12 protein-coding genes and 1 pseudogene are annotated in these 13,603 nt (G+C 61.8%); 10 read left to right on the top strand and 3 right to left on the bottom strand.

Annotation, left to right across the window (positions count from 1 at the left end; translation table 11 throughout):
• The first annotated feature begins 4 nt into the window (after nt 1-4).
• The 5 genes from MVA47_RS00495 to MVA47_RS00475 all read left to right on the top strand — a co-directional run bounded on the left by MVA47_RS00495 (nt 5) and on the right by MVA47_RS00475 (nt 4,841).
• Nucleotides 5-484, top strand: a complete 480-nt coding sequence (locus MVA47_RS00495) for a hypothetical protein (protein ID WP_247206293.1) — start codon at nt 5-7, stop codon at nt 482-484.
• A gap of 333 nt (nt 485-817) precedes the next feature.
• A complete protein-coding gene (locus MVA47_RS00490) occupies nt 818-1,393 on the top strand; it encodes a hypothetical protein (RefSeq protein WP_247206292.1) in 576 nt (191 codons plus the stop codon).
• 501 nt (nt 1,394-1,894) lie between these two features.
• Nucleotides 1,895-2,575: a response regulator transcription factor gene (locus MVA47_RS00485; protein WP_247206291.1), complete on the top strand. Its 681-nt coding sequence runs from the start codon at nt 1,895-1,897 to the stop codon at nt 2,573-2,575.
• Nucleotides 2,536-3,774: a sensor histidine kinase gene (locus MVA47_RS00480; RefSeq protein WP_247206290.1), complete on the top strand. Its 1,239-nt coding sequence runs from the start codon at nt 2,536-2,538 to the stop codon at nt 3,772-3,774. The genes MVA47_RS00485 and MVA47_RS00480 overlap by 40 nt, the downstream gene beginning before the upstream one ends.
• 32 nt (nt 3,775-3,806) lie before the next feature.
• Nucleotides 3,807-4,841 carry a hypothetical protein gene (locus MVA47_RS00475; protein ID WP_247206289.1) on the top strand — a complete coding sequence of 345 codons (1,035 nt, stop codon included), beginning with the start codon at nt 3,807-3,809 and terminating at the stop codon, nt 4,839-4,841.
• Between the two features lie 147 nt (nt 4,842-4,988).
• On the opposite strand, the gene MVA47_RS00470 is transcribed toward MVA47_RS00475, so the two are convergent.
• Nucleotides 4,989-5,267: a LuxR C-terminal-related transcriptional regulator gene (locus tag MVA47_RS00470; RefSeq protein ID WP_247206288.1), complete on the bottom strand. Its 279-nt coding sequence runs from the start codon at nt 5,265-5,267 to the stop codon at nt 4,989-4,991.
• 506 nt (nt 5,268-5,773) lie between these two features.
• Between MVA47_RS00470 and MVA47_RS00465 the strand changes: the two genes are divergently transcribed.
• The 3 genes from MVA47_RS00465 to MVA47_RS00455 all read left to right on the top strand — a co-directional run bounded on the left by MVA47_RS00465 (nt 5,774) and on the right by MVA47_RS00455 (nt 7,697).
• Nucleotides 5,774-5,938, top strand: a complete 165-nt coding sequence (locus tag MVA47_RS00465; RefSeq protein WP_247206287.1) for a hypothetical protein — start codon at nt 5,774-5,776, stop codon at nt 5,936-5,938.
• Nucleotides 5,939-6,462: 524 nt separating this feature from the next.
• Nucleotides 6,463-6,921 (top strand): hypothetical protein, encoded by a 459-nt coding sequence (locus tag MVA47_RS00460; protein ID WP_247206286.1) that lies wholly within the window; start codon nt 6,463-6,465, stop codon nt 6,919-6,921.
• A complete protein-coding gene (locus MVA47_RS00455) occupies nt 6,921-7,697 on the top strand; it encodes a hypothetical protein (protein WP_247206285.1) in 777 nt (258 codons plus the stop codon). Before MVA47_RS00460 ends, MVA47_RS00455 begins: the two co-directional genes overlap by 1 nt.
• 3 nt (nt 7,698-7,700) lie before the next feature.
• On the opposite strand, the gene MVA47_RS00450 is transcribed toward MVA47_RS00455, so the two are convergent.
• Both MVA47_RS00450 and MVA47_RS00445 read right to left on the bottom strand, forming a co-directional pair.
• Entirely contained in the window at nt 7,701-8,294 is a 594-nt protein-coding gene (locus MVA47_RS00450; RefSeq protein ID WP_247206284.1) for a hypothetical protein, read from the bottom strand.
• 769 nt (nt 8,295-9,063) lie between these two features.
• Nucleotides 9,064-9,474, bottom strand: coding sequence for a hypothetical protein (locus MVA47_RS00445; RefSeq protein ID WP_247206283.1), 411 nt, complete (start codon nt 9,472-9,474; stop codon nt 9,064-9,066).
• A gap of 194 nt (nt 9,475-9,668) precedes the next feature.
• Between MVA47_RS00445 and MVA47_RS00440 the strand changes: the two genes are divergently transcribed.
• Together MVA47_RS00440 and MVA47_RS27165 are read left to right on the top strand one after the other, a co-directional pair.
• The gene (locus MVA47_RS00440) at nt 9,669-10,202 is read left to right on the top strand and encodes a hypothetical protein (RefSeq protein ID WP_247206282.1); all 534 of its coding nucleotides are present in this window, start codon (nt 9,669-9,671) and stop codon (nt 10,200-10,202) included.
• A 2,093-nt stretch (nt 10,203-12,295) separates the two neighbouring features.
• Nucleotides 12,296-13,417 (top strand): annotated as a pseudogene (locus tag MVA47_RS27165) (RCC1 domain-containing protein); the annotation flags it as partial.
• Between the last annotated feature and the right edge of the window lie 186 nt (nt 13,418-13,603).

Here is a 13,603-nt window from a genome sequence, read left to right as displayed (position 1 = left end):
ATCCGTGAGCTCCTCGCAGAGTCAGCTCTACTCTGTACCTCCGCTTGCGTCAGGAACACCCGATGAAGCCAAATGTGCAGACGCCGACATAGTCAACAACATCAGTGTCGAGGAATATGCTCGTCGATTTGCTGACATCGGCGAAGCCCTCGACAAGACCCGGGGAGTTCCCGCTGATCGGGTGCAACAAAACCGGGTAGCTGCGGAAAGCCTCGCTCTGACCGGATCGTCCGATCTCATTGCGGCAACACCACCTGAAGGCCAAGGTAAGTTCGCCAAAGAAGTCTGCTCAGACTTCTTCACAGTCGCGTTCGGTGGCCCCAAGAAAATTACCATCCCTCCCACGTCGGTACTGTCGGCCGGATACGCAGCCTGCAATTCTCTGAAGTCACTACCCCCGGACCAACGCACTCAACCCGATAAGTCCGATCCGTCACAACGAATCGCAGCCGCAGCCCAACAGTATTTGTGTCCAAACCTCTAACTGCGCCGCGATTCACTCTCATCAACTCGCCAGGTGATCAGACATAAAGCTAGATTTCACCAAAAGTCGGCAACTTCTAGTAACTAGCTGACACCACAGACGGTTTAGAGCGCGTTAGGTAACGGCAGTGGCCAGGTGTTCACCCGAGACAACGCATCAACGCCGGACTGTGACTGGGCCCGGCCAGCTCCAACCAACGAAAGTGCGCTCTCGCGAAGTCTTCCTGCCCGGCTAGCCGTTTTAGAATGTGTGTTCCTTGGCTAAAGATCATTTACATCAAACCTCGCCCTGCGTAGCGTCCATAAGAACCGTTAGTCAACGAGAGGTATCCCAATGAAGCTGGCCGTCTTCGTCCGTCGAACCGCTCTAGGAGTCGCGCTTAGCGGGGCCGCCGCGTTTGGATTTGCGCCGAGCGCTGTTGCCGCGCCAAGTGACGTCACACTCACGCCGTCGGTTGTGGGGAACACCGTCACGATCTCAATCGCCAACGGGTCCGACAGGCCAGTCGCGTGCACGATCGCTGGCTTCAATGAGGGCAGTGACCCCCTCGTCGATGAGGCCGCCTTCGGCTACGCAACCCCGAATGACCCTCTTGAGCTGGTGCCGATGGGTAGCCAGAAGGCTGTTCAGATGCGCCTAGAAGGGGTAGACGAAAACGGCTTTCCGGGGCCGGTGGGTTCAACGGAGATCCCGGACGGAGACTACGAGATTTATTATGGTTGCCGGACGCTCGTGCTCGAAGGGGTAGAGGAGCCTGAGTATTGGGGCACCAACCCTCCACTAGACGATGAGACAACAACTTTCGCCGAGGTCATCCGGGTGTCAGTCCCCGGTGGGGACACCCCGCCGCCTGCGTGCAGCGGATCGCTATGCGGCCTAACACTGACTGATCTCCTGCCCGCTACCTAGCCGATCAATCCGTTCTGGCCGCCTGGCAGCGAACCCTACCCCCAGGTACACCTTCACCCCCGGCCGAGCGGCAGCAGCGATCAATAGATCTATGGGGGAGGCGTGAAAAGATTTGATTCACCACAAGTGGGTGTACGGCACTGCGTAAACGTGGAAGTCCCGGATTTCACCGGGCCTCGGCTTATCTTCGGCGTCTTGCGAATCCGCCCGCTCGTCGGACTGAAGTGGTTCGATTAGACGATCGCGAGAGCCTCGCGCAGGGTGCACGCTGAAATTAGAGTCTCGCCAGCTCAAGCGTTCGTCGGTGCCAGATCGCTTCAAGTGGTGACGTGAGACCCCCAGGCCCACAACGAGATGGGGGTCTCACGTCCTACCAACGGCGCAATCGGGCTGTCAGTGATCGCCGCGCCTGAAGACGTTAAACGTGGTGCGCCAAGCTCAGCGCGCCTGATGGCCGCCGGATGCTGGGGACTTGTGCAGTGCAGGACGGCGCTGTGGTCCATGATTGTCGCCATGACGTCACACCCGAATGGTTGGCGCGGGCGGATCGGTGTTGTCGATGATCACCCGTCGATCGTGGTCGGCTTGCGCGCAATACTCGACACGCAACATGATCTACGTTTTGTGGCTGGTGCAGCGACTGTGCCCGAACTGCTGCAGCAGACCCAACAATTGGACTTGGTGATCCTCGATCTGCGGCTCGAAGATGGGTCATCGCCGCAATCCAACGTCGAGGCCCTCCTCAATGTTGGGACCCCAACGATCGCCTATACCTCCGGCGACGAGGCGTATCTCGTGCGGTTGGCCGCCAGCGCGGGTGTTCGAGCGGTCGTACGTAAGAACGTGCCAGAAGATGAGTTGCTTAGTGCAATGCGGGCTTCGTTGGCCGGCCAGGAAGCTCCGACGGTGGATTGGGCGGCCGCGATCGACGCCGACGAGGACTTCGTGGATCTCTCGCCGCAGCTTCGACGCGTGCTCGAGCTTTATGCCTCCGGGGAATCAACTGCCGGGGTAGCGAAAGCGATGAACTTGTCAGCTGAAACCGTTGCCGACTACGTCGGCCGTATCCGCAGGAAGTACGTGTCGGTGGGCCGGCCCGCCCCAACACGATCACACCTGGTCTTGCGAGCAATTGAGGATGGATGGCTACCGATTCCACGACGTACGCGCCGCCAGCGCTGACGACCGACAGTCCAGACACGGCCCTTGACCGCACGGCCGGCCGCCGGATCTTGCGGCAATTCGCCGTGTTCATCGCCTGTGGCTACTTGGCCTACCTGATCTTGACGCTGCCGGCGATCACAGCGTCCCTCCAGGTCATGCATCTGGGTTGGACGATCCCCGCACTTCTCTGTGTGTTCGGACCAGGCCTAATTCTCGGGCCCCTGGCGTGGCGGGCACCAACTCGACGACTGAAAGTGGCTGCAGCGATCACCGCTTCCGGTTACGTCGTCGCTATCGCAACCTGGTGGTTTGGCTGGACCGGCGAACACCTCACCGGGAACACTGATATTTGGTTCTCGTATTTTTGCGGGCTGGCAGCGATAGCTGCCGCGCTGGCCTTGCCCCCGCGGTACTCGTTCGTCGTCCTCGTCGGAGTAGTCGTCTTGGCGACGGTCATCAACCACGCTGTCCGAGCGTCAGCGGCCAACGGCCCGCTCGTTCCCGACATAGCCTGGGCGTTCGCGTTTTCGTTGGTGTACTTCGCTGCTGCCGTGATGGGGATGCGCACAGCCGCGGTGCTCGATGACACTCGCGCCCAGGCGTACTCGGTCACCGCTCAGGCCGCGGCAGCCCAAGCGCGCACTGTAGAACGCCAGCGGTTCAACCAACTAACCCACGACGGCGTGATGTCGACGCTGCTCGTTGCCGCTCGCCAGGGAAACTCCGATCATCTAGCTCGCCAAGCGCAAGCCACACTCGCTGACCTCGACACCATGCGTGAGGGCACCAACACCACCGAAACGCTGCCCGTCGATGCCGCCGTCGCACACCTCCGACTCGCCATCACCACCGCAGATCCTCATGCGCGGCTACGAGTTCACGACAGGGGCCGACCAGCGATACCGTTCCCCGGCCCGGCCGTCCGTACCATCGCCGCCGCAACCGCCGAGGCGGTCAGAAACAGCCACCGCCACGCGAACAGCGCCACGCCAACGACCGTCACCGTCTCCCTTGATGATCTCAAGCTGCAGGTCGCAGTGTCCGACAACGGCATCGGTTTCGACCCAGGCACTGTTCCAGCCGATCGACTGGGCATAGCAGTCAGCATCCGCGACCGCATGAACCACATCGGGGGATCGGCCGTCATCGACTCCGCGCCAGGACACGGCACTCACGTCACCCTGTACTGGGAACAACAGCACTGGGAACACCAATGACAATCGCACCACCATTAGGGGGTAACGAGGACGTGCGTGACCTGCTAGGTATGCGCACCCGCGGGGCCTGGCTCATCGTGGCGGCCTACATCATTGCGATGCTCGTCGTCACCATCGCTACCATGCACAGCTTCACCACTGCCTGGCCGGCAGTCCTAGGACCATTGATCCTCATTGCGGCGACTGTGGCGTTGATGCTAGTACCCGGCGACCCACTTCCCATCTGGCCGACCCTCATGCTGACCATCGCTGGACCGGTCGCCTGCGCCCTAGTGCTGTCGGCCACTCCCGCAGTGCTCGACTCATCGCTGCAAACGTGGATTCACGGCGCCGGAACCACCATCTACTGCTACATGAACGTTAGAGGCCGCCGTATCGCTCCCTGGATCGGTCTAGCCGGCATGATCGCTGTATTCGCCATCTGGTCGACCCGAGCCGGCCATGGAGCCAGCTACGGCGCGAGCCTGGTCGTTATCGACGCCGCCCCGCTGACCATGGCGGCACTACTATCTTTCACGCTGCGGCCGACTGCGAAAGCCGTGTTCTCTCTACGCAATCAAACCACCGCGCGGATTGCTGAACTATCCGCTCAGACTGCGGCCGTCCAGGAACGAAGCCGCCAAGTACGCCATCTCGACACACTGGCGCGACCCCTGATGGAGCGCATCGCCAGCGGCGACACTCTCTCACTCGCCGAACGCAACCAATGCGCCCTGCTCGAAGCGCACCTACGCGACCGATTGCGCGCACCCATTTTGTCGACACTCGACCTCGACGACGCCGCGTACCACGCTCGCACTCGAGGTGTAGAGGTCGTGTTCCTCGACGACTCCGGGTCCAGCGAACCCGCTCCCGCACTCGTCGACACTGTGCACGCCGTCGCCTCTCAAGCACTTATCAATGCCCGGAACGGCTCTGTGGTTGTCCGCATGTGGCCCCCGGCGCGCCCCGTCGTGGCCTCCGTTCTCACCACCAACGACCGCGGCAGCGAGCGCGTCGAGATTGAAGCTTCCGGCACCGTGCACAGCACAGTCAGCACGCCACAATCGGACTCCGACGCTGGATAGCAGGTGAATGCCCCTGTTGACTGTCGCCGTGCGCAGAGAATGTGTCCCTCCCACGCTCGGATGGGCATGGAACACGGGAACTATTTCGGCGTTCGGGTCCACTCCTACCGGTTGACTTCAAGCCAGGCCCGGATTGCGAACGCGTTGTCAAACGTCGTTTAAGTTGATGACACCGTCTTGAATGGCCCGAGCAAGCAGCGCTGCCTTGGTGGTGGCCGGGCGGCCAGCGTCGGCATATTTGCCGCGTATGCGGGTGATGTGGGTGTTCACCGTCGCCGATGTGATGAAAAGACTTGAAGCGGCCGCCTGCTTGCTATCGGCAAGAACCCAAGCTCTCAACACCTCAACTTCCCGAGTGCTCAGCGATGGTTTGCGGCAGGGCTTGGGGGCAGAAACAAGACTTGTATGCATGGCGCTTCTATTCATCAGGGCCGCGTCGTGCGGCTATCGGGCTGGTGCATCGAAGACTAAAACGGCCCCCGGACTACGTACAGAACCCTCTTTGGGGGCCCCCGCATAGGGGGCTTGTGCCGAAGCAACGTGTGTGTCCGGTAGCTATGTCTAGCCACTATCTGCGGTGACGGTGCAGTCAACGCGTCAGAGGGGCAACGGGTACAGCGCCCCTACCAGCCGAGTGCTGCACCGCAATGTCAACGGCACCACTGAAACCCTCATCACCGTCGAGCGAAACTTACGGCTGCCAACAGGCGCTAGCCGTCAAGTAGAAAACATGACAAATCGGTTACTTCGAGGGCCTAGCTGAACAGCGCGCGCCTCCCGGGCTTAAAGCATTCTCGCCAGCTGAGGGTGTTAATCCGACAGTCGCCAGACCTGGACGCTTCGGATGGATCCGGCCGATGTCAAAGTCCGACACTTCGGACCGCCTGCCACGCGGCATGTTCAGTGACACATAAAAGACTTATGTGCGGTCCGTGAACGGCGTCCCGGTTGATCCCGAGACCGGCAATGTCAACGTCTCCGGTGGCGGCGGTAGCGGCATCAGCCTGACCGATGACGGCACAGGACTATTCACCATCAACTCCGGGTCGACGGGTCTGACCGACGACGGCACCGGCCTGTTCACGATTGGAGCCTGACCCATGGCCAAGAAACTCATCTCGATCGACGACGCCGCATCCGCCGGTACTCGACTGCCGTCCGCTGTCCGCACCGAGATCGCCGCGCTGCCGGTCTCGACGGCCACCAGTTCAGCGCTGGGCGGGAAGGCAGACCTGTCCGGCGGCAAGCTCGCGGTCGCTCAGCTGCCTGATCTCGCGATTGCCGACTTCCTCGGCACGGTCGCGAACCAGACGGCGATGCTCGCCCTTGTTGGACAGAAGGGTGACTGGTGTGCCCGCTCGGACACCTCGACTGTCTGGGTAATCAGCGGTAACACCCCGACGAACATCTCGTCCTGGACTCAGATGTTGTACCCGTCTGCGGGCACCGTGGCGGACGGGTCGGTCACCACGGCCAAGCTCGCGAACGACTCAGTCACCGGAGACAAGCTGTCGCCGTACGTAGAGGACGCGGTCACCAAGGCACTGAGCGCGGTGCAGCCGAACACTGCTCCACGTTCGCAGGCCAGCGTCTCAACGTCGGCGCACCAGCGTAAGGCAAGGTGTGGTCGGCGACCGACACGCTCGGCAACGGCGAGTGGGCGACGGGCGCCAACGTCGAGCTGGCGTACGCACAGATCACCGCCGACTACGCCATGGGGACGGCCGTCGCCGCGGTGCCGGGCCTGTCGATCACGTTCGCCACCACCGACCGGCCCGCCATGATCGAGGCATACCCAGCCGGTTTCTACTGCAATGCGCAGGCCACGATCTCTTACCAACTGCGCAACGCGGCAGGCACCATCCTGCGAGCAGGTGTCGCGAACTGCTCGACCACAACAGGTTTCGACTTCCCGACCTCATTGAAGCTCCGGGTGCCAGCGGGCACACCGTCGGAGACCTACACCCTGTTCGCCTGGGTCAGTGCGGGGTCACCATCATCGCGGTACCTGAACCCGAGCCCTCGCGCCGAGTTCGGGTCGCTGCCCAACGCTGCGTTCATCCAGGCAGTCTCGGTCTGATGGCAGCGATCCAGGGATTCACCCACACCATCGACAGCGCATCGCATTTCGTGGCGACCGCACTGCCCCGCGGCTGGAAGCGGGACGGCTCCCGGCCGGCGGTGCTGATCATGCCGGGTACCGATGAATCGTTCAGCTTCCCGTACCTGCCGACCAAGGGTGTGGCCCTGGTCGATCAAGTGGTGCAGGCCGGGTACCCATGTGCCCTGTTCCAGCCGACCACCACCCCCACTGGTATTGGGGATCTGTGGGCGAATGACAAACTGCTACAGCTTCATCGACGCTATGCGCACCTACATGCAAGGCGCGGCAGTCGGCGCGAAGGCGGGCAAAGTCGTACTCCTCGGTGTCTCCCAGGGGCGCTCAACGCGCTGGCCTACGCGGGCCGCTACCCGGCGAACGTCGCTGGCGTGCAGGCCTACCTGCCTAACACCTCACTCGCGGCGACCAAAGCGAACAGCGGGTACACGGCGGCGGTGAATGCGGCCTACGGGGGGAACTACACTGACGCCACCTACGGCGCACAGCACTCACCCGAAATCATGATGAACGCCGCGACGAACCCGTACACCATGCCAATCAACCTGGTCTACACCTCCGATGACCCGGTCATCCCACTGTCCTACCCGACCGCGTTCCGCGATACCGTCAACGGCCGCACAGGCACAGCCAACGTGCAGCTGCTCAACGGCGGTGCGGTCGGCCACGACTGGGCGGTCTGTTCAGACCAGGCGGGGGTGAGGACAGCACTGCAATCGCTACTCGCAGCGATGTAGAACTCAGGGTCGATGCAGTGCCGGGATGGCGCGGTACGGAACGAACTGGTGGTCTTCCGATCCCAAGTCTTGCGTCGAGACCTCACCCTTCCAGATCCAGCCCGTGCGGCGGTCCGTGCACTGGAACGTGACGCTCAGTGCTCGACCGATCCAGGTGGTCGGAATCGGAATCGTCCAGTCGTGTGTGTCCATCGAATAGACGATTGGCGAACCCGCCTCAGGTGTCGCCGACAGGATGATGTCTGAAAAGAGATGACGGTCAATTTCTGAGACCGCGAGGGCGAACTCCGTGGTCGGCTGAGGCGTACCCGGGGGTGAGCCGAGGGTAAGGCTCGGCCTAATCACGTTGAACTGGAAGTAGGGTTCGGTGTGGCGCACGAGCGACTCGGTCGCAAGGAAGGTGGCCTCTCGGCTCTCCCTTGCCGAAGTCGCGGCCTGCAGAGTGGAGTACGCCGTGAACATCGTTGCGACGGCGGTCGCGGCGCTACCGACTGCCGCCGCGAGTTCCGGGCTTCCCTGGATTGCAGCGGTGATGATGACGATGAAAATGACCGAACCGGCGAACACAACCACGGCGGCCAAGCGTTTCGATTCCACGGGGTGAGGTTACAGACCAGCGAAGACAAGGCAGGCAACCGTTACTCGAGGCAGCCTGACCGCCGGCACATTACGTCCGCCCTGACTGCCATGTCAGACCGGCGCCGCGATTGCGAACGTAACCCCAAGGTGCAACTCTTGCCGAATGCCCCTTGAAGACGACATCGAGAAGCGCAGGTCGGAGAAGGCTTCCGCATCAGCAGCTCAGAGTAAAAGCATGTCGGAGATCCGCGGACTGCTCGTAGAGTTCCATGACCTGATGATCCGTAATCGCGTTGAGCCTGAAGCCCTCTACGCAGTGAGTTTCGTACGCCAAGTCGAAAAGGGCCGCCCCTACGGACGCTGGCGATCGCCAAAGGCGGGGATCGACGTATACCACGCCGAACCAATTCAAGACGTATGGTTTTGCGGCACCGATTACCGAGACTGGGCCGGCCCAGACACGGGTACGGCGTTTACTCCCGATGGACTCGCCATTCGGTGGACTACGGACTACAAACCGGTCCGGTCTACGACAGGCGGAATTGGGGGAGGGGGTCTGTCGATCGAAGCAAGGTTCGACGGCCTCCGCGAGTGCGGAAGGCCCCGCTATCTCAGTGGTCCTGCCGTACCGGTCGGGTCCGTGTTTGTACCGGTCGGACCCGCATTCCCCGACGTGCGAGACGCCCGCGCAAAGTTGGCTGATCTCGCCGACTTCTACCTCGGGCGCTCAGAGCAGCGTCCGTCATGGTCTTCGTGGACGTAGGACCGCCCAAACTCGAGTTTCCGGTCAACCCGCCAGCTTCGCAGTCAGGGCGGAACGAACCTCGTTGACACGATCGTCGGTCTCGGTGCACACCCAGGGCCTCTTCGAACTCGCGTTTACAGATGGCTTATTTGGGGTGGTGTACCTGTCGGGGTCGTAGTACGACAGCGACCACGCCCCGCTCGCAAAGACCGTCAGAGAAGTCGTTGCGGCCAGCCGTCCGCCGCCATACGAGTGAATGCCGATGACCCACCGCTTGTTCGTAAGGCCTGTCGTGGCGAGTCGGTTCTGTTTCGCTAGAGGAATGAACTCTCGAACAGCTTGATCGATCTCGTCCCAGTTCCGCCGCTGTCGCGCCGCTTCCTGCTCGGCCTCGCGTTGGTTGGTCGCCGCCTGCTCGTTCCGCAATTTCGCTGCGTCTTCCGCCATTCCCATGGGCAACATTGTGATGGAACCGCTGGCCGAACGCTGCGCAGAGTCGAGTGTGTTCACCTGTTCGAACTACTTACCCCCGGCCACCCATAACGGACGGGGAGCCCCTAGGCAACTTCCACAAACCGACCCGCGTCAGCGTTGAGAGGTTCACACTCGATGGCACATTCGTCGGGGAGAAGCCGAGGCCAGAAGCTATGCGAACAATCACTCCAAGACCGCTAGCCAGCGCAGCCGCCGCGACCGTCGCAGCGGCCGCCTGGGCCATCACCGCACCAATCGCTGCGGCCGCACCAGGAGACGTCACTCTGTCGACTCCGTCAGTCAACGGCAACACCGTAACCGCGACGATCGCCAACAACTCTGCTGACGACATCGTCTGCACCAGCTTCGGCGCCGATGCAGGCAACCCGAACCCTGCCACGACACAGTCCGCGAGGCTCCTTTTCGACACGCCAGAGATCCCTGCAGGCACGACCGGGACCTACACCTACTTGGTCTACGACGGCGACGCCGGAACGAGCGCTGGTGTAACCGAAATCCCCGACGGCTACTACGACATCTACTGGACTTGCACAGCGGCGCTGCCCGGAGACGAAAGGTGGGGGACGCCGCCGTTGTTGACCGCGGAGGAAGCCACCGCGACCCATTACCGCAACATCCAGGTCGGCGCGCCTACGCCAGAACCGGAACCCGAACCCACGTGCTTCGGCAGCGTATGCCTGCCCTAGCCTGACCAATTCGGTTCGAGCGGTCGGGGCATAAGGTCCGGTCTACCTGCCGCCGCAGCTTGACCAGCGATATCCGCCGGATCAGACCTCGGACACCCCGCCCATAACGCTGATTCCTCCGGCGCGCCGACTTCTCCGCGAACCAACCAAATCATCGTGCGGGAAGGTTTATTCGGGCGAGAGCGTGAGGCCCCCGTTGGAGGTCGGGGCCGTAGGGGCCTCACGCCCCCACAGCTTGTAGTCATATGTGCCCGACCGGTATCGGCTAAAACGATCGATGGGTCCGTCAGCAACGTTTCGTTCTAGGCGTAAGTGCCAGGGACCCACGGATCCTTGAACTGTATTTCGAGTGTTGGTTGCCAAGAACTCGTCTAACGCACACCGCAGTCGTCCGTGCAGTCGTAGAGTCCGTGTCGTCAAGTGGCTGAGGTCGGGATTGCTGTCCATGCCTGTAGCTGATCCGCTACAGCATCACTCCGAGCGCCGACTCCAGACACCACTTTCATTCCGCCACCGACGGTAGGTCCGACTCGATGGCGCACTGCAACAATGATGCGGGCGCCCCTCGGCGCTACCGGCAGCGGCGACTACCGACTGCGCATCCCATTCCGAAAGGTACTGCTATGACTTCCACATTCGAACTGGCTCTGCTCGACGTCTTCCAGTTCATTCTCGACAACGCCGACTTCCTAGGCCTGCTGAGTTCGTAATGCCTCTCAATATGTAGGCGCCGGCACCAGTCCGACTGTTGATCAAATGCTTTGATGCCCCGGTTCATCCGCGAACCGGGGCATCCGGTGTTTAATTCCCGTGGCGTCACCAGGGCCGCCTCGGTTCACTCATCAACGCCGCACAAGAACTAAGGCGGTTTCTTGTACTGGGTGCAGCCTTCATACACTTCATACGTTCAGTTGACGAGCTATGGGAACCTCGGATGCCAGACTGACCTATGCACTCATGCCGCGTTGTAGGCGCCGTCGTTGTTGCCTTAATGACTGGGCTACTTCTAGTGGCGTGTTCGGAAACCTCCGCGGAGAGAGCGACGGGGTCGCAGTCACCGTCCTCGTCGCCGATCGCGCAGTCGTCCTCTGCGCGGGTGGCGTCAGCCGGTGATAGTTGCGGCACAGTCGAGTTCAAGGGCCAACCCGGGGAAGTGATGGTGGTGCAGGGGACTATCGATTGCGATGCGGCCCAGAAACTGATCGCCGGCGCCTTCGACAGTATGCTTACGAAGCAGCTTAACGGAACACAAGATTACCTAGGTTGGCAATGTGGCATGGTCGGTCCAGATCCCGAAACATCGAGTGCACCGTACGACTACCATTGTGTTTCAGCAGATCGCCTCACCATCGTTGCTCACGACGTTCCAAGTTCTTTCGATCCGGTGTCTCCGGCGCCGGCCGCTGATGGCACACCCGCCGATTGCGGCCCTGCCCCTGAGTTCCCCAATCTAACGGTCGCCACATCTGGCGAGCTTATGTGCCAAGATGCGGTCGCCCTGGTTTCTCGGTACGCGTCCGACCCTCGTACCCAGCGAGGAGACCGCGGAGCACAAGTCGACGAGTGGGCCTGCAACATCCTCGGTGCAACGGAGGCTGAACGCGCAGGACATGTCATCATCTGCGCGCGCTCCGACGGGGCAGTAGTTACAGTCGGGCCCACCGCCGGTCAAGGAGGAACTCCCTCGGGCGCCTCAGAGTTGTGTACCGCCCGCGTCGAGGGCACCGACGGCGTCCTGACGATTGTCGGAGGGGCACTAACATGTGTCGACGCCCAGGAAATCGTTGCGGAGCGAAACGGCCAAATTGGCTACTTTAACAGACCGAACGGAACGGCATGGGCGTGCGGATCGGGCGATAATCTCGGCGCGTACGAGTGCTATTCAACCGGCGGACCCGAAAGATTTGTCTGGGAGCCAGCAACGTAGACAGGCGCCTCAGCAGGCACCAGCCGGGCTCCGTTCGGTCAAAGCAGGAACTCGGCAGACTATGTGGGTGGCGTTCGTACGTTCGGTGGATGTCGACGGGTTCAGTTGCGAAATAGGGTTTACGGAGTTTGCCGGGCAAGTTCTGCCCTAGGTCTCAGGGGTGTTGATGACGCTTAGCCGATCGGTGTTGTGTTCGCGTTTGGTGGCGTTTGCGGCTGCAATCACCATGGTGTGCGGACTTGGGGTGGTCGCACCGCAGTTGGCCGGACAATCGGGTGCCGATCCGGCCCCTACCCCTGCGAGGACTGTTACTTCCCTTGCCGCTGGGTATGAACACACATGCGCGTTGATGTCGGGCGGCACGGCCAAATGCTGGGGCGGTAACTCGAACGGATCCCTGGGGGACGGCTCCACCTCCGACCGGTCGACAGCCGTCGACGTTCGCGACCTCACCGGTGCAACCGCACTCTCTTCCGGCCGGTTCCACAGCTGCGCGGTGTTGGCCGACAAGACAGCCAAGTGCTGGGGCGCCAATTGGAATGGACAGCTGGGGGACGGCACCACTCAAAGTCGACCCGCGCCGGTCACCGTGCCTGGTCTCGTCGGCGTAGTCGCCATCGCACCAGGCACCTATCACACGTGCGCCTTGGTATCTGATGGAACCGTATATTGTTGGGGTAGCAACGATTACGGGCGGTTGGGGGACGGCACGACCACCGGTCGGTCGACGCCGGCTGCTGTTCCCGGGCTCACGAATGTCACGGCCATCTCTGTCGGGGATGCTCATACGTGTGCGTTGGTCTCGGGTGGCACCGTCAGATGCTGGGGCTTTAATAACAACGGTCAACTGGGGGACGGGACGACCACCGGTCGGTCGACGCCGGCTGCTGTTCCCGGGCTCACGAATGTTACGGCCATCTCTGTCGGGGATGCTCATACGTGTGCGGTGGTCTCGGGTGGGACCGCCAAATGCTGGGGCTACAACGGACATGGACAACTCGGGAACGGCGCTACCACCAATCAATCAACACCGGCCGACGTTGCCGGCCTAACCGGTGCCACCTCGCTCGTTCCGGGCAGGTACCACCACACCTGTGCACGGATGTCTAACGACACCGTACGATGCTGGGGCGCCAACTGGTCTGGGCCGCTGGGGGATGGCACCACGACGAATCGGCCGACGCCAGTGGAGGTACCCAGCTTCGCTGACGCCGTCAACATCACGCTGGGAGGTAACCATACGTGCGTCCTGTTGCCCAGCGGGGCCGTCAAATGCGTCGGTGCCAATGGACAAGGGCAGCTAGGTGATGGCACTCGAACCAGTCGGTTGGCGTTAGTGGAGGTAGACGGCCTGACTCCATCCACTAAGCACGACCCGCGGAACGTTCCGCCCGGCAGTTCGGCCGACACAGACTGGTGGGACCTACCCGACTCAGATCAGGACGGAATACCAGATTTCTGGGAATCCAACGGC

Origin of the sequence: Williamsia sp. DF01-3 (assembly GCF_023051145.1) — a bacterium.
GTDB lineage: Bacteria > Actinomycetota > Actinomycetes > Mycobacteriales > Mycobacteriaceae > Williamsia.
The sequence above is the reverse complement of the archived record's forward strand: the minus strand, read 5'-3'. Positions and strand labels throughout refer to the sequence as shown.